At 40.7% G+C, this 23,723-nt stretch carries 22 protein-coding genes; 11 read left to right on the top strand and 11 right to left on the bottom strand.

Annotation, left to right across the window (positions count from 1 at the left end; genetic code table 11):
- Window positions 1-408 precede the first annotated feature (408 nt).
- On the top strand, window positions 409-2,253 hold the full coding sequence (locus tag H5164_RS14270; protein WP_182756776.1) for a diguanylate cyclase domain-containing protein: 1,845 nt from the start codon (window positions 409-411) through the stop codon (window positions 2,251-2,253).
- Window positions 2,254-2,257: 4 nt separating this feature from the next.
- Here H5164_RS14270 and recQ read toward each other — a convergent pair whose 3' ends face one another.
- Window positions 2,258-4,105 carry a DNA helicase RecQ gene (gene recQ, locus H5164_RS14275; RefSeq protein WP_165870194.1) on the bottom strand — a complete coding sequence of 616 codons (1,848 nt, stop codon included), beginning with the start codon at window positions 4,103-4,105 and terminating at the stop codon, window positions 2,258-2,260.
- A gap of 200 nt (window positions 4,106-4,305) precedes the next feature.
- Between recQ and H5164_RS14280 the strand changes: the two genes are divergently transcribed.
- Together H5164_RS14280 and rarD are read left to right on the top strand one after the other, a co-directional pair.
- Window positions 4,306-4,770, top strand: a complete 465-nt coding sequence (locus H5164_RS14280) for a thioesterase family protein (protein WP_124018360.1) — start codon at window positions 4,306-4,308, stop codon at window positions 4,768-4,770.
- Between the two features lie 117 nt (window positions 4,771-4,887).
- Window positions 4,888-5,796 (top strand): EamA family transporter RarD, encoded by a 909-nt coding sequence (gene rarD / locus H5164_RS14285; RefSeq protein ID WP_182698908.1) that lies wholly within the window; start codon window positions 4,888-4,890, stop codon window positions 5,794-5,796.
- A gap of 184 nt (window positions 5,797-5,980) precedes the next feature.
- On the opposite strand, the gene argA is transcribed toward rarD, so the two are convergent.
- The 4 genes from argA to radC all read right to left on the bottom strand — a co-directional run bounded on the left by argA (window position 5,981) and on the right by radC (window position 8,993).
- A complete protein-coding gene (argA, locus tag H5164_RS14290; protein ID WP_124018358.1) occupies window positions 5,981-7,300 on the bottom strand; it encodes an amino-acid N-acetyltransferase in 1,320 nt (439 codons plus the stop codon).
- A gap of 477 nt (window positions 7,301-7,777) precedes the next feature.
- Window positions 7,778-7,951, bottom strand: a complete 174-nt coding sequence (rpmG, locus tag H5164_RS14295; RefSeq protein WP_124018357.1) for a 50S ribosomal protein L33 — start codon at window positions 7,949-7,951, stop codon at window positions 7,778-7,780.
- Between the two features lie 6 nt (window positions 7,952-7,957).
- A complete protein-coding gene (rpmB, locus tag H5164_RS14300) occupies window positions 7,958-8,194 on the bottom strand; it encodes a 50S ribosomal protein L28 (RefSeq protein WP_011639236.1) in 237 nt (78 codons plus the stop codon).
- Between the two features lie 121 nt (window positions 8,195-8,315).
- Window positions 8,316-8,993 carry a DNA repair protein RadC gene (gene radC / locus H5164_RS14305; protein WP_124018356.1) on the bottom strand — a complete coding sequence of 226 codons (678 nt, stop codon included), beginning with the start codon at window positions 8,991-8,993 and terminating at the stop codon, window positions 8,316-8,318.
- A gap of 217 nt (window positions 8,994-9,210) precedes the next feature.
- On the opposite strand from radC, the gene coaBC reads away from it, so the two are divergent.
- From coaBC to folE, 5 genes are all read left to right on the top strand, one after another.
- The gene (coaBC, locus tag H5164_RS14310; protein ID WP_220492712.1) at window positions 9,211-10,413 is read left to right on the top strand and encodes a bifunctional phosphopantothenoylcysteine decarboxylase/phosphopantothenate--cysteine ligase CoaBC; all 1,203 of its coding nucleotides are present in this window, start codon (window positions 9,211-9,213) and stop codon (window positions 10,411-10,413) included.
- Window positions 10,410-10,868: a dUTP diphosphatase gene (gene dut / locus H5164_RS14315; RefSeq protein WP_124018355.1), complete on the top strand. Its 459-nt coding sequence runs from the start codon at window positions 10,410-10,412 to the stop codon at window positions 10,866-10,868. The genes coaBC and dut overlap by 4 nt, the downstream gene beginning before the upstream one ends.
- Before the next feature lie 35 nt (window positions 10,869-10,903).
- Window positions 10,904-11,497, top strand: coding sequence for a nucleoid occlusion factor SlmA (gene slmA / locus H5164_RS14320; RefSeq protein ID WP_182698906.1), 594 nt, complete (start codon window positions 10,904-10,906; stop codon window positions 11,495-11,497).
- A gap of 167 nt (window positions 11,498-11,664) precedes the next feature.
- Window positions 11,665-13,614, top strand: coding sequence for a S9 family peptidase (locus tag H5164_RS14325; protein ID WP_182698905.1), 1,950 nt, complete (start codon window positions 11,665-11,667; stop codon window positions 13,612-13,614).
- Between the two features lie 178 nt (window positions 13,615-13,792).
- Window positions 13,793-14,443 carry a GTP cyclohydrolase I FolE gene (gene folE, locus H5164_RS14330; protein ID WP_124018352.1) on the top strand — a complete coding sequence of 217 codons (651 nt, stop codon included), beginning with the start codon at window positions 13,793-13,795 and terminating at the stop codon, window positions 14,441-14,443.
- Between the two features lie 86 nt (window positions 14,444-14,529).
- Here the strand turns inward: folE and pyrE are convergent, their stop codons facing one another.
- Both pyrE and rph read right to left on the bottom strand, forming a co-directional pair.
- Window positions 14,530-15,171: an orotate phosphoribosyltransferase gene (gene pyrE / locus H5164_RS14335; RefSeq protein WP_124018351.1), complete on the bottom strand. Its 642-nt coding sequence runs from the start codon at window positions 15,169-15,171 to the stop codon at window positions 14,530-14,532.
- A 72-nt stretch (window positions 15,172-15,243) separates the two neighbouring features.
- Window positions 15,244-15,957, bottom strand: a complete 714-nt coding sequence (gene rph, locus H5164_RS14340) for a ribonuclease PH (RefSeq protein WP_011639245.1) — start codon at window positions 15,955-15,957, stop codon at window positions 15,244-15,246.
- 176 nt (window positions 15,958-16,133) lie between these two features.
- On the opposite strand from rph, the gene H5164_RS14345 reads away from it, so the two are divergent.
- The gene (locus H5164_RS14345; RefSeq protein ID WP_124018350.1) at window positions 16,134-16,997 is read left to right on the top strand and encodes a YicC/YloC family endoribonuclease; all 864 of its coding nucleotides are present in this window, start codon (window positions 16,134-16,136) and stop codon (window positions 16,995-16,997) included.
- 344 nt (window positions 16,998-17,341) lie between these two features.
- Here the strand turns inward: H5164_RS14345 and H5164_RS14350 are convergent, their stop codons facing one another.
- Both H5164_RS14350 and H5164_RS14355 read right to left on the bottom strand, forming a co-directional pair.
- The gene (locus tag H5164_RS14350) at window positions 17,342-17,956 is read right to left on the bottom strand and encodes a hypothetical protein (protein ID WP_124018349.1); all 615 of its coding nucleotides are present in this window, start codon (window positions 17,954-17,956) and stop codon (window positions 17,342-17,344) included.
- On the bottom strand, window positions 17,953-18,297 hold the full coding sequence (locus H5164_RS14355; protein WP_124018348.1) for a PadR family transcriptional regulator: 345 nt from the start codon (window positions 18,295-18,297) through the stop codon (window positions 17,953-17,955). Before H5164_RS14355 ends, H5164_RS14350 begins: the two co-directional genes overlap by 4 nt.
- 258 nt (window positions 18,298-18,555) lie before the next feature.
- Here H5164_RS14355 and H5164_RS14360 point away from each other — a divergent pair, with 258 nt between their 5' ends.
- Both H5164_RS14360 and H5164_RS14365 read left to right on the top strand, forming a co-directional pair.
- On the top strand, window positions 18,556-20,340 hold the full coding sequence (locus tag H5164_RS14360) for a serine hydrolase (protein ID WP_182756778.1): 1,785 nt from the start codon (window positions 18,556-18,558) through the stop codon (window positions 20,338-20,340).
- Between the two features lie 395 nt (window positions 20,341-20,735).
- Entirely contained in the window at window positions 20,736-22,052 is a 1,317-nt protein-coding gene (locus H5164_RS14365) for an anaerobic C4-dicarboxylate transporter (RefSeq protein WP_182756781.1), read from the top strand.
- A 454-nt stretch (window positions 22,053-22,506) separates the two neighbouring features.
- On the opposite strand, the gene H5164_RS14370 is transcribed toward H5164_RS14365, so the two are convergent.
- Together H5164_RS14370 and H5164_RS14375 are read right to left on the bottom strand one after the other, a co-directional pair.
- A complete protein-coding gene (locus tag H5164_RS14370) occupies window positions 22,507-22,983 on the bottom strand; it encodes a hypothetical protein (protein ID WP_182756782.1) in 477 nt (158 codons plus the stop codon).
- Complete coding sequence (locus tag H5164_RS14375; RefSeq protein WP_182756784.1) at window positions 22,973-23,704, bottom strand: glycoside hydrolase family 19 protein; 732 nt, start codon at window positions 23,702-23,704, stop codon at window positions 22,973-22,975. Before H5164_RS14375 ends, H5164_RS14370 begins: the two co-directional genes overlap by 11 nt.
- Window positions 23,705-23,723: the final 19 nt, after the last annotated feature.

Below are 23,723 nucleotides of genomic sequence, written 5' to 3' on the forward strand. Positions count from 1 at the left end.
ATGAATTATTTTGCATGTAACACAAAGGACTCCGCGCAGGGTATGCGTGAGAGGAGAAGGAGTCCGAGTAAAGTTGATTGTGTGTTCATGCCGTTAATATTCACTTTTAATAACTAAATATGCTAATTGTGCGACATACAATTTATGTCTATACCTAATATGTAACGCGACCAGCCTTCTGTGTCAACCCTAATTTAACTAACGTGAAAAAGATGATAGCGTACTAGTGCCTCATTACAGTTAAACAACGACGTGATCAGCCAATATTGATTTGCTTTCAATTAATGAACTTACCTCTCAAAGTACAAATAAACATCAAGCTAAGTGGCTGCATCAATTATATTTTTATGTTTCTCAAGATAAATAATCGTATACTGCACGTACCCCATATAAAATTGATATATGACGATGACGTTATCAAGAAAGAGTATTGAATATCATGGTAGTCGCATTTTTGCTTTAATCTTCGGGCTAACTCTGCATTTAGTCGCAACACCAGCCTTAGCACAACCATCGCAATCTTTATTACTCTCCGGCGACATTATTAGCCAAACTCAACAGTTGAGTGTTCGTGAGCAGCTCAATGTAATCAGTAATATTAATTCTCAACGTTCCGCGGAAGCAAAAGCACTAATTGAGTCACTTGAGCAACAACATAATCAACAACCATTAGCCAATATCAACGCACTGCGCTTAACGCTACTTCATTGCTTTAATTTGCTGGAATTTGGTGAGTTTAATCAGGCAATCACCTTGGCAAAACAAGGGGAGATGAAGGCCAGACAGTTTAAATACGATACCGCTCGCCCTTATTTCATTCAGTGCCAAGCCGATGCACACCAAAGCCTTGGCAATACGCTACAAGAACAACAACTCACCGAAGAAGCGCTTCGTTTAGCCAAGCGTTACTCTGAGAAGCAAGCAATTGTAAATAGCCTTTATGCCAGAAGTAGACAAAATACTAGCCTAGAAAATTATAATTCGGCCATTGAAGACTTGCGTTTTGCGTTAGATATTTATGATGAAGCACAAAACCAATTTCAGCATTGGTACTTGTTGCCCAAATCATTTATACAATCAGAAATATCTAATGTATTTTTCTCTATGGGAGATTATGAAGATGCTCTACATTTTTCCGAAGCGGCTTATAAAGATACTTCCTTTTTTGGAAAAATAAAATCCACAGTGACAATCAATCTAGCACTTATACATATTGCGCTAAATGATAAAACCAAGGTGCTGTATTATTTAAATTTGGCCGAAAACTTCAGTAAAGATTTAGATATAAGCTCAGAGAGGGATGCAGCAAATCAATATGCCTTACTTGCAATAATTCATTTATACGTTGGCGATTATGATATTGCTGAACAACTCGCACATTCGAGCATCGCTCTTTTCATAAAATACCAAGAACCTCTTTACGTCATGCGCATCAAGCGCACCTTAGCCAAAGTGTATTTTGCACAACATAAAGATATTCAAGCATTGTCACTACTCAATGAAATTATTGAACAAGCAACTGAACTTAAACAATTTTCTGATTTAGAAGAATTTAACCAAATTATCAGTCAATACTACGCTGAACAAAAGCAGTTCGAATCCGCTTACCTGTTTCAAGTGCAGCGTTTTGATGCAGCCAAACAAGCTGCAGCTAAGTTAAACAATGCTCATTTTATGCAGTATAAAGCCAGAATCACCGCGCAAAGTGAAGCCAGCACAATACCAGAAAAACCGCTCAATAATATCAACCAAAATTTAACCATTGCAGTGCTAATTATTTTATTCTTATCCGTTGGGCTAGTGCTGTTTTTAGTCAGAAAACCAAAGCATCTTAATATTGAGGAGCAAGAAGAAAGCCAACAACAATGTATCGATAATATGTTAAATAGTGCCAAGCAAGGGCACTATCAACTGACGTTATTACTGCTCAATATCAATCATATAAATACCATGGACCTGGCATTTATCATCCCACGCCTCAAACATACTCTCAGAGAGCAAGATAAATTGTTTCGTCATAACACTGATGAAATCATCATCATACTGCCACACACATCCCCCGCCGGGGCTGCAAGAGTGGCAACCCAAATTGAACAAGTCCTCAGCGAATGGAAAACGGCGCTCAAAGTGAATATCGGCATAGCGGGTTTACAACAACTCGATACTTTTGACGTACTAGTAAAAAAAGCGGTAATTAATCAACTGAATAAAATAAAATCCCAGGAAACGTCTTATTCTCATGACGAAAATTAACCGCTTAACCTTGGGTCAAATATTCAGTGATTTCATCTAAAAACTCGCCGCCAAAGCGATCAAGCTTTATTTGACCAATGCCGTTTACCGCCAACATTTCTCCTGGACTGGTTGGCAGCATGGCGCACATTTCAGCCAGTGTGGCATCGTTAAAGACTAGGTATGGAGGAATGTCATTTTTCTCAGCCAGTTCTCGGCGCAATAATTTTAACCGAGCAAATAATTTACGATCATATTGCTGTGGAGCGCGTGAATTAGGCTTACGCTTAACATCAAGTAATTGAATCCTTGGTTCCGCTAACATGAGCGATAGCTCAGCTTTTAACACTGGTCTGGCGGCAGGATTGAGCTTAATCGCAGAGCCGCGGGTAATATCCTGACTCATCAAACCCAAATGGATTAACTGACGAATAACACTGAGCCAAAACTCAGTTGATTTATCTTTACCAATACCCCACGTCGATAATTTATCATGGCCTCTATCGACAATATTAGCCGCTTTAGAACCACGCAATACTTCAATAACATGGTGAATGCCAAAGCGTTGCTGCAAACGGTAAATACAAGACAGCACTTTTTGCGCATCTTCAGTGCCATCGTATCGTTTCGGCGGTGCCAGACAAATGTCACAGTTACCACAAGGCTCAGAGGCGACTTCATCAAAGTAATTTAGTAACACTTGGCGGCGACACGTTTGCGCTTCAGCAAATGCAGCCATTGTATGTAATTTATGAAATTCGACCTGCTGCTGTGGGCCTGGTTCAGATTGCTCAATTAAATGCCTGACTCGGCCTATATCTGCTGGATCAAACAGCATATAAGCTTCAGCATCTAAACCATCACGGCCAGCTCGACCTGTCTCTTGATAATAGGCTTCAATGCTTTTAGGAATATCGTAGTGCACCACAAAGCGTACGTTAGATTTATTAATCCCCATACCAAAAGCAACCGTCGCGACCACAATATCAATTTGATCTTTGAGAAATTTATCTTGAACGTTACTGCGCTCTTCTTGACTTAATCCGGCGTGATAAGCTTGAGCATTAAACCCTTGCAAGCGTAAACGTTCAGCCACTTCATCTACTCGACGACGACTACTGCAATACACAATACCATTGGTGCCATTTTGAATGGTTAAGAACTGACGCAGCTGATTGGTTGCATTGAGTTTTTCTGCCACGGTATAACGAATATTAGGGCGATCGAAACTCGATAATAAGGTATAAGGCGTCACCCTTAAGCGCTCGCAAATACTCAAACGCGTGGCATGATCTGCGGTTGCAGTTAAGGCCATTAAAGGTAAATAAGGAAAATATTCTTTTAACTGACCTAATGCAGCGTATTCAGGCCTAAAATCATGACCCCATTGGCTAATACAATGCGCTTCATCTACAGCAAACATGGAAATGTTCACTGATTGAAGACGCTCAATAAAATCAGGACGCAACAAACGTTCAGGCGACACATACAGTAATTTAATTTCGCCAGAATGAAGCTTACGTAATACCTCAGCACTTTGTTCACGCGGTAAAGATGAATTGAGATAGGCGGCGGATACACCACTTTGCATTAAACTGTCGACTTGGTCTTTCATCAACGAAATTAACGGCGATACCACGATAGTCACACCAGGCAGTACAATAGCAGGCAATTGATAACACATACTTTTGCCGCCACCGGTAGGCATAATCACAAGCGTATCTTGGCCTTGTAAACTTTGCTCAATGACCTCTCGCTGCCCTTCACGAAAGGCACGATAACCAAAAACTTGCTGTAAGCTTGCAGCAAGTACATCTTGCTCTGTCGTCAACACATCTGAGGACGCAATATTGGTCGAAATCGGAGTATCCATTCACACAACATCATCATTAAAGGGGCTCTCATTTTAAAGCACTCAGCCGCAGAAGTCTTGGGCCAAAACACCTTTGTCTGTTTTCAAACAAGATAGATGATTGAGTCAAGGTCACTTTAGGGTTAGATTAAATACTCTATGACAGTACGTTTTTCAAACCAACGTTCACTATAATAATAATAAATCGACAAGGATTGCTCATGACCACCTCTATTCAAACTCAGGCTTTACAGCAAGTTGCTGATATTTTTGATCAACATGTCCCATTCCATAATCTACTCGGGTTAGACATTAAACATTACGACATCAATGGGGTTGAAGTCGTAATAAAAATGAAGCCCGAGCTAATTGGTAATATTCATCAAAACATTCTTCATGGTGGGGTTACTGCAACATTGCTTGATGTTGTCGGCGGGCTAACAGTATTTGCGGCTCTAGTAGCGAGTAAAGAGGATTGGACTCTTGAAGAACTGCAACAACGTTTAACCACCTTAGGTACCATAGATATGCGAGTCGACTTTTTACGTCCAGGTCGCGGTGAAGTCTTCACTGGTACTGGAGCGGTTATCCGTTCAGGTAACCGAGTATCCGTATGTCGGATGGAATTACATAATGAGCAAGGAGTTCATATCGCCTTTGGCACTGGTACTTATATGGTGGGATAAGCGCACTATATAAACCAAACAACCACCTTATAAAAGAATTAGCTTAATCACTTGTGTCATCCAAAATGGCGACCTACAATCGCCATCTATTATTTTCCTGCCCATTATTGACTCACTATGCCTGATTTAGAATACCGTAAAGGAGTTTTACTGGCAGTTTGCGCTTACACCATTTGGGGTGTCGCACCACTGTATTTTAAACTTTTACATCATGTCCCCGCGACAGAAATATTAATGCACCGTGTAATTTGGTCATTCATTTTTATGATTATCATGATGCAGTTTATTGGTGGTTTTGGCCGTCTACGCCTGATCCTCAAACAACCTAAACAACTTTTAGTACTGTTTGTCACTTCAGTGCTAATTGCAGCTAATTGGCTTATTTTTATCTGGGCGGTCAACAATGACCATATGCTTGATGCCAGTTTGGGATATTTTATCAATCCGCTTTTTAACGTATTGCTTGGTATGGTATTTTTAGGTGAACGTCTGCGTAAATTACAATGGGTTGCAGTCAGTTTAGCCAGTATTGGCGTACTGGTTCAATTAATATCTTTTGGATCAATTCCATTGCTATCATTGGCATTGGCTGCCAGCTTCGGCTTTTATGGTTTATTACGCAAAAAAGTAAATATCGATGCTAAATCAGGATTATTGGTCGAAACAGCCATCTTATTACCTATCGCCCTAGGTTATCTATTCATCACTTTAGACAGCTCGACAACAAGCATGCTGGCCAACACTCTCGACCTCAATTTACTTTTAGTCGCTGCCGGCATTATTACCACTATCCCATTACTATGTTTTGCTGGAGCGGCGGTCAGAATTCCCTTTTCAATTTTGGGTTTCTTTCAATATATTGGCCCCAGCATCATGTTTATCTTGGCGGTGAAATTATTTAATGAACCGTTTGATATTGAGAAAGGTATTACCTTTGGCTTTATTTGGGGGGCATTGATTATCTTTATCGGCGATATGCTACTGCAACGTCAACGACGCAATACCGTAGCAAAAGCCCAAGCATAATAGGCCATTTATAACCATTTAATGGCAAGTCACAAAATTGAGTATGCTGAACACGGCTAATGCAAAAAAGATTGATTGAATGGCTTAACGTAACGAGTTAATCACATTAGCAATGTACAAAATTGAATCAAAAAAATGCCGGATTTATCCGGCATTTTTTTAGCTGTTTATCCTATCGTCGTCACTATAAATCTAAAGCAAGGATCTTCGAGCGACGCTGATAGTTATAAAGCTGCTTTTTCTTGTTCGGCAGTTCTTCAACATCGACAATACTAAAACCATGCTCTAAAAACCAATGAATGCTACGAGTGGTTAACGCAAATAAACGGGAATAACCGCGCACGCGTGCCTGACCAATAATATTATTGAGTAACAAGCTACCACGGTCTGCATCACGATAATCAGGGTGCACCACAAGACAGGCAAACTCACCGGCATTATCTTCTTCAAATGGATACAGTGCCGCGCAGCCGATGACTAAATTGTCACGCTCAACAAGCATAAATTGCTCTATTTCCATTTCAAGTTGCTCACGAGAGCGACGTACCAAGATACCTTGCTCTTCTAAAGGTCGAATCAGGTTTAAAATGCCACCGATATCGCTAATGGTTGCGCGGCGTAAACGCTCAGCACTTTGAGTAACAATTTGCGTACCTATGCCTTCGCGCGAGAATAACTCTTGTAACAAGGCGCCATCTTCTAAATAACTCACTAAATGACAACGTGGTACGCCTCGGCGGCACGCTTCAACACTGGCTTTTAAGAAAGCGATAGTCCCCACTGAAGTATGATCATCCTCAGACATTGTCTTGAGCATTTCTTCGATATCATCTGGCATAAGTTCGGCAATCACTTCGCCATTTGCGCCTAAAATACCGTGGCTATCACTAAAACCAATAATCTTATCCGCCTTTAACTTAATCGCGACTTGGGTCGCCACCTCTTCAGCGGTCAGGTTAAAGCTTTCTCCAGTAACAGAAGCCGCAATCGGCCCCATTAATACAATACCGTTGTTATCTAATTGGCGGCGTAACCCTTGTGCATCAATACGACGTACTTTGCCACTTAAACAAAAGTCGACACCGTCATCAACACCCAGCGGTTGCGCAATAACAAAATTACCACTGACTAAGTTAATTTGTGCATTCTGCATTGGCGTATTACCTAAGCTCATCGACAGCCTAGCGGTAATATCAAATTGAGTAGCCCCTGCAACCTGCTTGATAATCTTTAAGGTTTCATCATCAGTAATACGAATACCATTATGGTATGCAGGCTCAATTCCAGCAGCCTTTAAGCCGGCATCTATCTGTGGTCTTGCACCATAGACTAATACCACTTCAATCCCAAGCGAGTGCAACAAAGCCACATCATTCAAAATACCGCGGAATTGTGGATGCGCTAATGCTTCGCCACCCAACATGACGACAAAAGTTTTACCTCTATGCGCATTAACATAAGGAGCAGAATGACGAAATCCATCAACTAATTCAGTGGTTCTCACGGGCAAATTCACCTCGGTATAAATTTGATGTGCATTAATGATTATGACAAAAAATGTCACACAATGATTTGTAGTGCCAAAAGGGAATGGTATTGCATTTTAATTCACTTTTAAAGCATTTTATTTCACTTAAAGTAAAACAGAGTGTCTCAAATTTATATGAAAAAATCATTACAGCCAAAAAGTTAGCTTATTTTTACTGTGAATAATACTTTACGCATATATTTATAACATTACATTAAACTTTAATAACAATCCTCAAACATCATCACATAATAATAATGACCACAGAGCTTGATTCAATGCCATAAGATTAATCATGCACCACACATAGTAAACAACTACGCAGTACTGACAACTCAGCAGCTTAGTCACCATTTGAGTTCACCTGCTTATGCAACAGTTTAGTATAGACTATTTTCAAACGGCCATAAAAAAAGCCCCAATTAAGGGGCTTTTTTAAGAATCAAAAATCAATTACTTGATTTTAGCTTCTTTGTACATAACGTGCTGACGAATGACTGGATCAAATTTCTTGATTTCCATTTTTTCAGGCATGTTACGCTTGTTCTTTTCAGTAGTGTAGAAGTGACCAGTTTTAGCAGTAGATACTAATTTGATCTTCTCACGATTACCTTTAGATTTAGCCATTTTCTATTATACCTTCTCGCCACGGGCACGAAGTTCTTTAACAATCACTTCGATACCTTTCTTGTCGATAATACGGATACCTTTAGTAGATACACGTAATTGCACGAAACGCTTTTCTTCTTCTAACCAAAAACGGTGGTTTTGTAGGTTAGGTAAAAAACGACGACGAGTCGAATTTTTTGCGTGCGAACGGTTGTTACCAACCATTGGCTTCTTGCCAGTTACTTGGCATACTCTTGACATGTCAATCTTCTCCAAAACAAATTTTTAACGCTCGAGCATTAATGTGCCTCGTATGGCCGTCGCCCGAGGCACAAAGAGGGCGCATTTTATACACGATTGACCATATAAGATCAAGCAGTGTTTATACAATCCACCCTCGCTCGGCAAAGGAGACTATCTCCTGATCACCTACAACCATATGATCTAACAAAGAAACATCTATGGTTGCCAATGCATTTTTTATTCGCTCAGTTATTCGCCGATCTGCCTGACTTGGCTCAGCAATGCCAGACGGGTGATTGTGACACACAATTACCGCTGCCGCTTTTTTCTCCAAAACAAGGCTTACAACCTCGCGAGGATAAACAGAAGCAGAATCGATGGTGCCACGAAATAATTCTACAAATTGAATGACTCTATGTTGGGTATCCAACAATAGTAAGGCGAACACTTCATAGGATCGGTCTGCCAATTGTCTCATTAAATAGTCCCGAGTTAAATCAGGATTTGTCAAAATTTGTCCTCTTTGTAGATTTTCATGCGCAATTCGCTTAGAAATTTCCGCTGCAGCCTGTAATTGAGCATATTTTACCGGTCCAACACCGGCTAATTTACAGACTTGGCTTTTAGGTGCACTCAATAAACTGCGCAAACCACCAAACTGATGAATCATGTTTCGGGCTAAATCCACCGCATTTTGACCTGCCAGACCATTACGTAATATTACCGCGAGCAATTCTGCATCCGAAAGATGCCCTGCACCCTTGAGCAATAATTTTTCTCGCGGCCCTTCTCCTTGTGGCCAATCTTTAATTCCCATGAATGTCCCTTATATTCAATGTGGCATTACACTTCGCGTACTCAATCGACTCTAGTCACAAAACAATCACCCATCACAGCATCAATAAGCGGTCACTGTCATTTTCAAAAAGAGTTCGAATCAATTACACAGTATGGTCGATATTTTTGAGATTGGATCTACGTAACTTGTCACAGGTTTGTGATATTGTTAGCCGAAATTAGATTTGAGTCGGATAATGTGCATCATGCTGACAAATAAAAAAGTATTACTCGGAATTGGTGGCGGTATTGCCGCTTACAAAAGTGCAGACCTTATTCGCCGCTTGAAAGAGCGTGGCGCAGACGTACGTGTCATTATGACCCAAAGCGCCATGGAGTTTATTACCCCATTGACCATACAAGCGCTCTCTGGCAACCCAGTAGCCTCTGATTTACTCGATCCCGCAGCAGAAGCGGCTATGGGTCATATCGAACTCGCTCGTTGGGCTGACGTTGTTCTATTAGCACCTGCTACAGCTAATTTAATTGCACGTATCAATGCAGGTATGGCGAATGACTTACTAACCACCACCTGTTTAGCCACCAGTGCGCCTGTTATTGTATGCCCAGCAATGAATCAACAGATGTACCAAAACATCACCACTCAAGAAAACCTAGCCAATTTAGCCCGTAAAGGCCTCATCATCTGGCAGCCAGCATCTGGTAATCAAGCCTGTGGTGAAGTCGGCCCAGGCAGAATGCAAGAACCCACTGCGATGGCAGAACAATTAGTGCAATTTTTTGGCCCTAAATCACTCTGCGGCCATAACGTGCTTATAACTGCGGGCCCCACACGTGAAGCCATAGATCCAGTGCGATATATCTCGAATCACAGCTCAGGGAAAATGGGTTATTCATTAGCGCAAGCAGCGGCTGAAATGGGCGCCAAGGTGACATTAGTCTCTGGTCCAGTCAATTTAGCCACGCCTCCAGGCGTCACGCGTATTGATGTTGATTCAGCGCAGCAGATGCTCGAAGCTGTAATGGGCCAAGTTGAACAACATGATATTTTTATCGGCTGTGCCGCAGTGGCTGATTATCGAATTGCTGCTGTCGCGGATCAAAAAATCAAAAAATCGGCTGAACAAATGCAACTTGCGCTGGTACGAAATCCTGATATCTTAGCCGCGGTAGCTCAGCACGCTATCCGACCTTTTACGGTCGGTTTTGCTGCAGAAACAAACGATGTCGAACAATACGCTCGCGGTAAACTACAGCGCAAAAAGCTTGATATGATTGCCGCCAACGATGTTTCTATTCAAGGCTTAGGCTTTAATGCCGATAGCAATGCACTACAGGTATTCTGGCAAGATGGCAGCCAACAACTGCCGGCAACAGATAAACTGACTCTAGCGCGCCAATTACTTACATTGATAGAACAACAACTAAAAAAATCATGAAAACACCCATTGAACTAAAAATTATCGACTCGCGTATTGGCAGTGAATTTCCATTACCCGCCTACGCAACTTCAGGTAGTGCAGGCATGGACTTACGCGCCATGACCGACGCGACTATGGTGATTGAACCTGGTCAAACGGTATTAATTCCAACCGGTATCGCTATTCATGTTGCCGACCCCAGCCTTGCGGCGGTAATTTTGCCGCGCTCAGGCATGGGCCACAAGCATGGTATCGTTTTAGGCAATTTAGTCGGATTAATAGACTCCGATTATCAAGGGCAATTAATGGTGTCATGTTGGAACCGAAGTGATAAACCATTCACACTCGAAATAGGCGACCGTTTAGCCCAATTGATGTTTGTACCCGTTGTACAGGCAGCATTTACCCTAGTGGATGAGTTTAATAGCTCAGATCGTGGAGAAGGCGGATTTGGTCACTCAGGCACCAAATAACCTTTTCAAGTAGTCACTGAGCCAAGGAACAGATAATGGCTGAAAGCCCTAAAATAAATCGCCGTGAGCATATTTTACAATGCTTAGCACAAATGCTCGAAACCAGCCCTGGTCAACGTATAACTACAGCCAAACTGGCCGCAGAAGTGGGTGTATCTGAAGCCGCACTTTATCGACACTTTCCTAGCAAAGCACGGATGTTCGAAGGCTTAATTGAGTTTATTGAAGATGCTATATTATCGCGTTTAAACATCATCATGGACGAAGAAAAAGACACTATGGTTCGCTGCCAATTAGTGCTGCACTTATTATTGGTATTTTCTGAACGTAACCCAGGGATCTCGCGAGTATTAAATGGCGATGCGTTGTTGGGTGAAAACGAACGTTTACGCAGTCGTATCGATGTGCTTTTTGCAAAAATAGAAACCCAAATCAAACAAATTCTACGAGAAAAAACCTTACGTGAAGGCGTAGGCTTTAATATCGATGAAGCCATTCTGGCTAACTTGTTACTCGCCTTTGCCGAAGGCAGAATTTCACAATTTGTCCGCAGTGAATTTAAACAAAAGCCAACCCAACACTTTGATGAACAGTGGACCTTTATTCAGCAACAGTTGTTGAGAAGTTAACCGTCTTTAGGGCTGTATGCTGTTAACATGTAGCCCTAGATGTTAAATCATTTAAAACCTATATCCACCTAATTCTGCTGAATAATTAGTCGACAACTCTTGCCCCAAAAACTCAGATAAAATACAATGCTGTTACATTTTTAACATTAATTACACGGACTGTATTTATGCTGCGCATTTTATACCTCACATGTTGTTTGCTCGTTCTATTTACCACCCACACTTTTGCTGCTCCACAAATTAAAGACTTTAGTGCTGATTCAGAGTTTTCTGGCGTTAAAATTTCACCCGATGGTAAGCACCTTGGTGTGATCCTAATCGAAGATGAAAAACGCACTTTGCTCATCCTTAACCTTGAATCGATGAAGCCAACGTATGCAGTTAAATTCAGTGGCGATGAAGAAGTGGGCAGTTACTATTGGGTCAATGAAGAAAGGGTTGTGTTACAAAAACTCTATAAACATGCTCAACGTGAAGTGTCCGATTACTACGGTGAGCTATTGGCAGTCAATTTTGACGGCAGCAAATCAAAATACCTATTTGGTTACAACAGTGATACATCAGCAAGTACAAAAATAAAAAGTAATGGTGGTATTCAAGCGACTGCATTCGTATTAGATACTTTAAAGGATGATAAAGACGATATCCTTGTAATGGCTTACCCTTGGAATAAGCAGAATTATACATATACAGAAGTTTATCGCGTCGATGTTTACTCAGGTAAACGAAAACGCCTTACCACATCACCGGTCGCAAATGCAGGTTTCTTAGTTGATAACAATGAAAACGTGCGCTTTAGTTTTGCCAGAGACAAGAAAAACAATGATCAACTCTTCTACTATGAAAATGATGAATGGGTTGATGCTGAGAGAATTAAAGGCGGACTAACCGATTTCTACCCTCTTTCGTTCACCGAAGACAACAAATCGATTTATGCTATTGCTCATGGTGAAGGCGCGACTAGCGCTATCTATGAAGTCGAACTCGCTACAGCTAAACATAAAAAAATCATCCAACATGATGTTGTCGATCCATTTATGACATGGGTAAGTGACCAAACAAACACCCTTTACGCGGTAGAGTTTGAAAACGGATATCCTGAGTATCAATTTGTCGACACTGAGAGTGCTAAAGCCAAAGCATTGCAACAGCTAATGGCTGCAATTCCTGATCACCGTATTCGTATCGTCAGTGAAACTATTGACGGTAATACCCTTATTGTTATGGCAATGAATGACAGAAACTCTGGTGACTATTATTTATTTGACCGTAAAAAGCTCAAACTTAAATTCTTGTTCGCTGAAAATGCTGCCCTAGACCCTAGCGATATGTCTGAAGTACGTCCAATCAGTTTTACTAACCGTGATGGTGTGACGATTCATGGTTATTTAACCCTACCTCGTGGCATGAAAGAACATAAAAACATGCCTCTAGTGGTTAACCCTCATGGCGGCCCACATGGCCCGCGCGACTTGTGGGTATTCAACTCTGAAAACCAACTGTTAGCACAAAATGGCATTGCCGTATTACAGGTTAACTTCCGCGGTTCGGGTGGGTACGGTAAAGCATTTGAAGAATCAGGCTACTTGGCTTGGGGAAGCAAAATTCAATACGATATTATCGATGCGACCCAATATGTTATCGATCAGGGTTATGCCGACAAAGATAGAGTGTGTATTTCTGGCGGCAGTTTTGGTGGATACTCAGCGCTAATGAGCCCAATGCTCGCGCCAGATATGTTCAAATGCGCAGTAGGCGTTGCCGGTGTTTATGATTTAGAACAAATGTATAAAACCGGTGATGTTCCTGAATCTTATGGAGGAGAAGCATACTTGGAAGAAGTGTTAGGTACTGATATCCAACGCCTTCGTGAAATGTCGCCAACTCACAATGTTAATAAACTGAAAGCAAAAGTGTTATTAATTCATGGTGAAGAAGATGAGCGCGCGCCTATTGAGCAATTTGAAGCAATGGAAAAAGCGTTAAATCAAGCCAACTACCCATTCCAAAAAGAGATATGGAAAAAGGAAGGCCATGGTTTTTTTAACGCCGAAAACCGAGCAAAATATTACGAAATCACACTCAAATTCATCAAAGAAAACCTAAACGTAAAGTAGTTATCACTTAAACGTTTAACCACAAAAGGCCGATACCTGACTAAAAGGGTCGGCTTTTTTGTTACCCGTAGTATTAATTTAGCGCAAATCGCGTTATTCTCCTCGTCCCTTAACGGGCACCCAAGTGGGTATTAACGTACACTCATATAAACAGTGATATTGAGTAGTTGGAGGATATATGGCACTCAGTGAAGCCGCAATAAAAGTACAAGCAGCACTAAAAGACCGTGGGCTAGAAACCCCGATGTTGCCAAAAACTTCCACGCCAGAACAACGTAAAGTCAAAATTGAACACCATATGCGTGAAATTTTGACCTTAATGTCACTCGACTTAACCGATGACAGCTTGGCTGATACTCCACGCCGCATTGCTAAAATGTATGTCGACGAAATCTTCTCGGGGCTTGATTACGAAAACTTCCCTAAGATCACGGTTATCGAAAACAAAATGGGTGTTGATGAAATGGTCCGCGTACAAGATATCAGTCTTACCAGCACCTGCGAACATCACCTAGTGACCATTGATGGCTTTGCCACTGTGGCCTATTTGCCCCGTAGCAAAATTATTGGCTTGTCTAAAATCAATCGTATCGTGCGATTTTTTGCCCAGCGTCCACAAGTGCAAGAGCGCCTAACCCAACAAGTGTTAGTGGCGTTGCAAACATTACTTGAAACCAAAGACGTAGCAGTAAAAATGGATGCGGTACATTACTGCGTAAAATCTCGCGGCGTAATGGACTCAACCAGCTCGACCACGACCACTGCATTGGGTGGTATTTTTAAATCAAACCCTGCAACCCGCGCCGAGTTTTTACACCAAGTAAAATAATGTGTGTAAACAAAACGCCAATAAAAACGCAGCCACCTAATTTAATAATCTAGGGGCTGCGTTTTTGTATTCATGGTGAAAAAAGACTAAATCCCGTATTGCTCACGATAAGCGCTAACTGAAGCAAGTTCTGCTTCCATACCCGGCTTTTCAGACAAGTAACTGATTAAATCAGCAAGCGTAATTATCGACACAATCTGACAGCCAAAATCGCGTTCAACTTCTTGAATCGCCGACAACTCGCCTTTGCCTTTCTCTTGGCGATCAAGTGCAATCAACACGCCTGCAAGTTGGGCATTGTGGGCATTAATAATTTCCATCGATTCACGAATAGCCGTACCAGCAGTGATCACATCGTCCACCAACATCACTTTGCCTTTTAGCTCGCTGCCCACCAAACTGCCACCTTCGCCGTGGGTTTTGGCTTCTTTACGGTTAAAGCAATAAGGAATATCTACATCGTGATGATCACACAAGGCAACAGCCGTAGTAGTCGCAATCGGAATACCTTTATAGGCTGGGCCAAATAACAAATCGAATTCAATTCCTGAATCCATTAACGCCGCAGCATAAAAGCGGCCTAAACGCGCTAAGTCTTTACCCGTATTGAATAATCCGGCATTAAAAAAGTACGGGCTCGTACGGCCAGATTTAAGGGTAAACTCACCAAAACGTAATACTTGGCGGGCTAAAGCAAACTCAATAAATTCGCGTTGATAGGCTTTCACGGTTATTCCTCTTTCATCAAATTTTAGACTAAAAAAAAGGACCGTAATCGGTCCTCATTTTTCAACAGCATATTAACTTAACGCAGCTTTTTGCACATCGACAATTTCGCGAATACTGTTTTTAGCTAACACTAACAACTCAAGTAACTCTTCATGGCTAAATGGCTCGCCTTCTGCAGTACCTTGAATTTCAATAATTTTACCCGTTTCAGTCATCACAACGTTCATGTCAGTTTCTGCAGCGCTGTCTTCAATGTATTCTAAATCACTGATCGCTTCGCCTTTATAAATGCCCACACTAACAGCAGCAATTAAAAACTTAAGTGGGTTAGCTTTAATAATGCCTTTACCACGAGCCCAATTAAGTGCATCAACTAATGCGACACAAGCACCAGTAATAGCCGCAGTACGCGTACCACCATCAGCTTGAATAACGTCACAATCAATAACGATGGTGTTTTCACCTAACAATTTCATGTCCACAGCGGCACGTAATGCACGACCAATTAAACGTTGAATTTCTTGGGTACGGCCAGACTGCTTACCACGAGCCGCTTCACGGTCCATACGGCTATGAGTTGAACGCGGTAACATACCATATTCAGCAGTTACCCAACCTTGGCCTTGGCCTTTAAGAAAACGCGGAACGCCTTCAGTGAAACTGGCAGTACATAATACTTTTGTGTCGCCAAACTCAACTAAAACAGAGCCTTCAGCATGTGCAGTAAAAGAACGCGTAATAGTGATAGGGCGAGTTTGAGCTGGTGTACGGTTACTTGGGCGCATGAAAAGTCCTGTAGTCGAATTCATATCAGATTTGAGCACATATTATAGAGCTTCACGCCGTTAGATGCCATGGTAAGCAGCGATAAGCCACAAATCTATCGACTAATCCTTTAATCCGGTTGGCTAAAACGGCTATAATCACTCCACATTCGCGTAATAACATAACAGGACACTCCATGATCCAAAGCATGACAGCCTACGCTCGTATCGAGCACAAAGCACAATGGGGCACCGCCTCATGGGAAATCCGCTCAGTCAACCAGCGCTACCTAGAAACCTACCTGCGCCTACCTGAGCAGTTTCGCAGCTTTGAACCTGTCTTACGTGACCGCTTACGTAAACGCCTGAATCGTGGCAAAATCGAAGTTAATTTACGTTATGAACTTGCCGACAACAGCAGTAATGAATTACAGCTAAACCAAGCGCTAGCAAAGCAGTTGTTAAGTGCTGCAAACTGGTTAAAACAAGAAGCAGGACAAGGCGAACTCAGCTTAACTGATGTGCTGCGTTGGCCTGGCGTGCTGTCCGCTGCAGAACAAGATATGGATAGCATCGGTGCCGATTTAATGATCGCGTTTGACAGTGCTATCGATCAGTTTATCGAAGCGCGCGGCCGTGAAGGTGAAGCCATTAAAGACATGCTACTTACCCGTTTAGACGGTGTAATGGAGCAAGTAAAGGTTGTGCGTGACCACATGCCAACCGTCATGCAGTATCAACGCGACAAACTGACTAACCGCTTAGCCGATATCGCAGGCGAATTAGATCCAGCCCGTATCGAACAAGAAATGGTGTTATTAGCGCAAAAGCAAGATGTCGCCGAAGAAATGGACCGCCTTGAAGCTCACGTAGCAGAAGCTCGCCGCATTCTTAAAAAAGGTGGTAGCGAAGGTCGCCGTTTAGACTTTATGATGCAAGAGTTTAACCGCGAATCAAACACCCTGGCGTCTAAATCAATCAGTGCAGAAATCACTTCTGCCGCTGTAGAATTAAAAGTATTGATTGAGCAAATGCGCGAGCAGATCCAGAACGTAGAATAAATTTTTAGCCTGTTTTAACAGGCTAAAAATGACCAATAAAACCCAGCATTTGCTGGGTTTTATGTTTTTGCAGGAGTTTGATGGTTTACTATTGTTACGTCAAAATTGGTGACTAAATTAAACTAGGATCTGCACTACAAATAAATCTGGGAAGCATTTTCCCCTACTTGTCCTTCCGTTGGCGCTACAACCAAAAAGTTTGATCGCAACGCACTTTAGATGACACTTTACCTTCACCTCATTTTTCTACGTGTTGATGACCAATGCTTAAGCTACAGCCGATTAAAATTAATCACTTAAAGGTTTTGTTTTTAGATAATAGCGTTGAAAAACGCGCAGGCGCACTAATAGGAGCTCTGTTTATTAACCTTAGGTTTAAAAAACAACAGATACAATAGTTTACTTAAACCCCAATAGGCAAAAACACTAGCTAAAATGGCGATAAATGAAAACTGCGCAGGCAGCCATTGAGTTGCATTATCTTGATGAGAAAAAGAGAGTGATAGCAACCCACCATTATTATCCAGCCAAATGCCAACTTCAGGGTTGAATATATGCATTATTCCCATAATAAAAAAGATAAACGAAATAAAATATCCAAAGCCAAAAATAGCAGTTAAAGACAAGTGTAATAAGCTTTTTTGAGTAATTTGTAATAAGCTTTTTAATATCGCTTTTGGGTGCCCTTTAGCGACACTTTGCGCATGCAAAATATCTGAAATTAATGGTGTCAGGTATAAATCAGGCTCACCTAAACGGTCAATAGCATTAATAATTCTTTTTTCTTCACTTTCAGCGCCATCATTTAAAGCTGACTCATATAGATGGCTTAAAATTTCCATCTTAATATCATCTTTTTCACTTACCGATAAAGGCGCTAACTTGTGATTAAGTTCGCGCTCAAAGTTACTCCATAATTTTTTAGATGTTTCACTTTTAATAGGAAATTGATGTGTCATGATTGCATCACCATTTTTAGCACTGAGCTATGCGTATTAGTCCAAATTACTTTCATTTTATCTAAAGTCTCAATACCAGCGTCGGTAATTTGGTAATACTTACGTGGTGTACCAACCTCGGCTGTTTTCCATTCTGTTTGAACTAATCCATCACGCTTTAAACGGTTAAGTAACGGATAAAGCGTTCCTTCGGCGACTTCTATTGAAGTAAGATTTTTAATCTCCGACGCTATTTCGTAACCATAACTCATGTTTTGTTTTAACTTTAATAAGATAATAAATTCTAGTAAACCTTTACGAAATTGAGGCAACCATCGGTCAATGATCTGATCAGAAAGCATGGCACAGTTATCTTTAATAATTTAATCATGCCTACATAGTAAAACGATATACATACCATTGCAATTTCTGTTCGGTATTACTTTAAAAATGTTGTTATTAGTCAAAGATAACCTAGGTCACTTGATAAACATATCATCTAAACCCCATGATTACTATGCCAAATAAATTTAACTACGTACATTGTATTGCTATGTATATTTTATTGAACTAGACTACCTAGCAATGCAATGTACATAGTATGGATTTTAGGTGATCAAATGAATATTAAAAATATAGCCATTATAATTCTAACCTTGGGTTTAATAAGCCATGTCCAAGCTAATGAATATGACGTAACCGAAGTTTCAAAATTAATGGCTTCATATGAGCAACTTGGTCGTTTTAATGGTGCAATAACGATTAAAAAAGACGATAAAATTATTTATAGCCGGGGTTATGGATCCGCGAATGTAAAAACTGAGGTTAACAATGATAGTGATAAAGTATTTGCAATAGGTTCAATTTCAAAGCAATTTACCGCTAGCGCCATATTATTATTAGCCCAACAAGGTAAGTTATCATTAGCAGACCCCATAGCGACATACCTACCCTATTATCAAAATGAAGTGGGTCAAAAAGCGACTATTTACCAACTGTTAACTCATACTGCCGGTATTCCAGATCCTATGGATACGGGTAAAGGTATTGACGGTGATAATGATCCACTCATGCACGAGAAAACCTTACCTGTAACAAAGAAATCATTAATTGATAGCTTTAAAGATCTGCCTAACTCATTTGAACCAGGCAGCCGTTATGAATACACCAATACCGGCTATATTTTATTAGCTGACATTATTGAGCGAACATCAGGAAAAACTTACGCTGATTACCTAAAAACCTACCTTTTCGAACCTGCTGGCATGAAAAATACTAGTGCATCCAGACCTGACAATAGCCCGCTGTTAGTCGAGAGCTATAGCGGCATAGGTTCCGACAAAGTACACACCACTAAAATAGACAACAGTTGGTTAGTCGGTGCAGCAAGCCTTTATTCAACCACAGGAGATTTGTTCAAATGGGTAGATGCAATGAATGCCCATAAAATATTCAAAGACAAGAAGTTTGATTATTTACTCTCTAACCCTGTGGATTTGAGAAGAAATAATGAGTTTTATGGCTATGGCATGGAAATGACAACATTATGGGATCAAAAAGCCTATCGCCATGATGGTGCAACAGCAGGCACAGTGGCAGATTTCATTTACCTTCCAGAGCAAAATATAACCATTATTATATATATGAATCATGTACATAATGTTAGTAATATTGACCTCTCAATTGATATGAGAAAAAAAATTATTCAACAAGTTTCAGGCATTTTGTTAGCCCATAAAACGCCCGATATAGTGTCTTTAGTAAGCAATAACACCATAGATTTACAGCAATATGTAGGCCGTTATGCGTTTGATGATGACCATCAAATAGCGATAACACTCAAAAATAATACTTTGAAAATTAACACCATTGGCTTAAAAAATTGGACATTATATAACTTAGCGCAAGTGACTCACCTACCACCAGATCAACTCACTGACACAGCCACAAAATTATTTAACCTGCTTAATACCAATGAGTTAACTAAATTAGCTGAAATTTTTGATGAACAAATGGCCTCTGCACCGCTCGATGTTTTTCAAGGGTTTTGGCAGCAATTAGAAGCAGAACTTGGCGCTTTAGAAAATCACTATAGCTTTTCAAAAAGTATTGATAATGATGAGATCCAGCAGCGACTAATTTTTGAAAAAGGCATTGTAGATATGACGGTCTTTTTCGATAAAGATGGAAAAATTAAAGGCATTCAAAACTCCTCACCAATCCCCAAAGAAGAGAATGGTTTTACATCTAAACTGCTCAGCATAGAGGGTGATAAGTTACTCATTGACGGATATGTTATAAAGCAGCATCAAGATTTAATTCTTAAATTTACCCGTAATAATAAAAATCAAATCACTGGCTTTAGTTACAACCAAATGGTCGAACATCAAGCAATTAAACAATAGTAACTTCCCCCGTGACTTCACTGTGATCACGGGGGGCTTCTCGACATATTTGACTTACCGCCTTTTACTACACCTTCCAAAGCCTTATCAGATAATGATCTTTTAACATCAGAGGCTGGCTGCTGATGTCGCACTAGTAGTAATGCCTCAACATGTGACTTAACACAAGTAAACAGGGCATGTAGCAGAATAACCTGAACGGCCAATTCCATTTTCCCTCCCCAACAGAAGTGCCACAACACAATATATGCGCTTGTATAGAATGTTGTTCACGTTTTAAACATTTATCTTCACATCCCATTCAATAGCTTGAGTTAAATCACGAACCTCAAAGAGAGAGTGAGATAACTTCAAAAGGCTAAAAATAATAACGACCTACATGGGGAGAGAACACGATGTTTTATGTACACATGCTGCTGTTATTAGCGGTGATATTTGTTGGTATTCGCCACGGCGGAATCGCCTTTGGTTTATTGGGCGGGTTAGGTGTTTCGGTACTCGCTTTTGTATTTGGCATTGCCCCAGGCTCACCGCCAGTCAGCGTCATGTTAATTATTCTGGCCGTAGTCGCAGCCTCTGCAACATTAGAGGCCACTGGCGGTTTAAAGCTTTTGGTCAAATTTGCTGAAAAGCTGTTACGCAAACACCCTGAACACATCGTTTTTTTAGGCCCACTGTGTACCTATTCGTTAACCGTACTGGTCGGCACTGGCCACTCAGTTTATCCCCTGCTTCCTGTTATTTATGATGTTTCATACAAGAAAGGTATCCGCCCTGAACGCCCATTAGCCATGGCAACTGTGGCATCACAAATGGGCATTACCGCCAGCCCTATTGCTGCTGCCGCTGCCGTAGTGCTTGCCACCGCCGTTGATAACAATCTAGATATTAATTTACTTGATGTACTCATGGTGACCATTCCCGCCACACTAACAGGCTTGCTAGTGGCGTGTACCTGGAGCTTAAAGCGCGGTAAAGATTTAGATAAAGATGAAGAGTTTCAGGCACGTTTAACAGATGATGAGTTTCGTGAATCATTAACCGATCCCAAAGCGGATGAAGTGCAAACGCCACAGGCAGAATCAACGGCAAAGAAAGGCTTAACAGTATTTTTACTCGGTATCTTTGCCGTTATCATGGTGGCAATGTTTAGTAAGCAAATACTGCCAGCTGGCGTAAAAATGTCGGTAGCGATTCAGTTTATGATGCTGTCTGTCGGTGGGGTGATTTTACTCGCCACCAATATATCACCGAAAAAAATTGTCACCAGTAACGTGTTCACCGCAGGTATGACAGCGGTCATTATCATTTTTGGTATTGCATGGATGAGTGACACCATTATTGAGCACCATAAAACCTATTTGGTGGGCGCGGTAAGCGACATTGTCAGCGTGTATCCATGGACATTTGCTATCGCGATGTTTGTGTCATCGATCTTCTTAAAAAGCCAGGCTGCGGTGTTAACTATTATGCTGCCACTAGGTTTTTCACTTGGCATCCCAGCACCGGTATTAATCGGCGTGCTGCCCGCGTGTTATGCCTACTTCTTTTTCCCATTTTACCCAAGCGATTTAGCGGCAATTAGTTTTGATAGAACTGGCACCACCCATATTGGTAAATACGTACTCAACCACAGCTTTATTATTCCAGGCTTTATTGGTGTGGTAACCGCCACATTTGTTGGTTACTTTATATCGATGGCTATTAACTAATCTCAGCGAACATTTTGACTTTGAGCTTTGGGCCAACAACAACGCGATTAACCGCTGGTGACTCACTAGCGGCAATAAAAATGGCAGCCAATATGGCTGCCATTGTTGTATTTAATCATTAAGAACCTAAAAGCGCTAAGACTTAAAGTGCCAGACTTAAAACGCTAAGACCTTAAATATTAAAACCAAATTTGCTTAGACCAAAACAAAGATGAGCAAGTCGATTATGGACAGGTTTATGGGTTAATCCGTCAACCAGATCATCCTCTGCAGCACGCAGTAAACCCATCCATGGGGGCTTGACGAAAACATCCGGTCTTGACCAATCGCAAAAGCGAATATATCTAGGCTAGTACAAGTCTGCTTTAAAGCAAAACTGAATTTAATGCCAAACATCCCCCACAAAAAAAGTGAGCATTTGAGCTATAATTTGAATCGAAAAATACAGAAAATGTCACTTATCGCTTTGAATATAAATAGGATTGTCATATTCGCTCTTGTTATTTATATATTTACAAAAACCGCTTGTCGTATTCTGTGTTTCAAACTCTAAAAAATGAGGTTTTACAGACTCATTTTTATCACTTGGGATAACATAGTATGAACTAATTGATTTTATTGGTGAATATATCTTATTTTCATATTTAAAGATGACATACTCCAAATATTCCGCACTACTAACTCCTGTTTCAAAATTACCCTTAATGACTGGCACTCTGAAATCTATTCCTCCGCATCTAACATGTAGAACAGCAATTAACTGCAAATCGTTTGACGCCTGGCGGTCTATGATTACTTCAGCAGCTCCTTCTGTGGGAGAATGTAATAAATACTCTTGGTCAGTCCACTCAGATAATCTGAACTCATTTGCATTTAGTGAGAAGGAAGTTAAAAAAACTATAAAAGAACAGAGAGCTTTATTAAAAAACATCTTTAAATACCTTCCTTTTTAATAAATCAGTTAAATTATCATGACGCTCGCTGTAACTTGTTGTCTTACTATTAATGACTTTCGTTATACTATCCGTAACCATTCGACTTGCCCCTATATCTGCTTTTTTATAAAGCTGATGTTCAAGCCAGAATATTAGAGCAGATCTTACTGCAAACTTGGGTTGTAGCAATAAATCGGGGTTAGCAACAAAATCGACACTTGCACTCCACAAGTTATTATGTTTTGTTTTCATTGAAATATAATTGGATTTTCCAGTTAATTGAAGCATACCTCTACCTCTATATTTCCAGCCGTCACCAGACTCTACACTGCCATTACCCATTCGGTTCGCATATGCATGATTTGCAATTGCTTCGATATCTGCTTTTTTATTAGTAGCCCTGTTATATGCGTGATTTTTTGCATCTGAAGGAGTTCGTCCATAGTGTGAGAATGTAGATATCAAAGCCATTTCACTATAATTAAGATTCTCCTCTAAGTTGAATTTACCTCCAACTTCATGCATCACTTGAGCGATAAAGTGACACATTCTTAATTCTGTATTGAGTTGACACATATTAACGTTAGAATTCAACTCTTCAGCCACTTCACTTAATAGTTTGTCGCTTACATTTTGTTCACTTCCCCAAATTTTTCTAAGGTGCGATAAACTCAGAGTTTGATTTTTAACTCTATTTGAAGACTTATATATAGACATCATCAATTCCTTTTGTACT

It is taken from the genome of Shewanella sp. SG41-3, from assembly GCF_014164545.1.
GTDB classification, from domain to species: Bacteria; Pseudomonadota; Gammaproteobacteria; order Enterobacterales; family Shewanellaceae; genus Shewanella; species Shewanella vesiculosa.

Bases quoted from the DNA above. Each gene is read 5' to 3' on its own strand.
- H5164_RS14350 (WP_124018349.1), bottom strand. From the start codon at position 17,956: ATGACACATCAATTTCCTATTAAAAGTGAAACATCTAAAAAATTATGG.
- H5164_RS14360 (WP_182756778.1), top strand. From the start codon at position 18,556: ATGAATATTAAAAATATAGCCATTATAATTCTAACCTTGGGTTTAATA.
- H5164_RS14365 (WP_182756781.1), top strand. From the start codon at position 20,736: ATGTTTTATGTACACATGCTGCTGTTATTAGCGGTGATATTTGTTGGT.
- H5164_RS14370 (WP_182756782.1), bottom strand. From the start codon at position 22,983: ATGTTTTTTAATAAAGCTCTCTGTTCTTTTATAGTTTTTTTAACTTCC.
- H5164_RS14345 (WP_124018350.1), top strand. From the start codon at position 16,134: ATGATCCAAAGCATGACAGCCTACGCTCGTATCGAGCACAAAGCACAA.
- coaBC (WP_220492712.1), top strand. From the start codon at position 9,211: ATGTGCATCATGCTGACAAATAAAAAAGTATTACTCGGAATTGGTGGC.
- H5164_RS14375 (WP_182756784.1), bottom strand. From the start codon at position 23,704: ATGTCTATATATAAGTCTTCAAATAGAGTTAAAAATCAAACTCTGAGT.
- H5164_RS14355 (WP_124018348.1), bottom strand. From the start codon at position 18,297: ATGCTTTCTGATCAGATCATTGACCGATGGTTGCCTCAATTTCGTAAA.
- rpmB (WP_011639236.1), bottom strand. From the start codon at position 8,194: ATGTCAAGAGTATGCCAAGTAACTGGCAAGAAGCCAATGGTTGGTAAC.
- rph (WP_011639245.1), bottom strand. From the start codon at position 15,957: ATGCGCCCAAGTAACCGTACACCAGCTCAAACTCGCCCTATCACTATT.
- H5164_RS14280 (WP_124018360.1), top strand. From the start codon at position 4,306: ATGACCACCTCTATTCAAACTCAGGCTTTACAGCAAGTTGCTGATATT.
- radC (WP_124018356.1), bottom strand. From the start codon at position 8,993: ATGGGAATTAAAGATTGGCCACAAGGAGAAGGGCCGCGAGAAAAATTA.
- dut (WP_124018355.1), top strand. From the start codon at position 10,410: ATGAAAACACCCATTGAACTAAAAATTATCGACTCGCGTATTGGCAGT.
- H5164_RS14325 (WP_182698905.1), top strand. From the start codon at position 11,665: ATGCTGCGCATTTTATACCTCACATGTTGTTTGCTCGTTCTATTTACC.
- rarD (WP_182698908.1), top strand. From the start codon at position 4,888: ATGCCTGATTTAGAATACCGTAAAGGAGTTTTACTGGCAGTTTGCGCT.
- folE (WP_124018352.1), top strand. From the start codon at position 13,793: ATGGCACTCAGTGAAGCCGCAATAAAAGTACAAGCAGCACTAAAAGAC.
- rpmG (WP_124018357.1), bottom strand. From the start codon at position 7,951: ATGGCTAAATCTAAAGGTAATCGTGAGAAGATCAAATTAGTATCTACT.
- recQ (WP_165870194.1), bottom strand. From the start codon at position 4,105: ATGGATACTCCGATTTCGACCAATATTGCGTCCTCAGATGTGTTGACG.
- slmA (WP_182698906.1), top strand. From the start codon at position 10,904: ATGGCTGAAAGCCCTAAAATAAATCGCCGTGAGCATATTTTACAATGC.
- H5164_RS14270 (WP_182756776.1), top strand. From the start codon at position 409: ATGACGTTATCAAGAAAGAGTATTGAATATCATGGTAGTCGCATTTTT.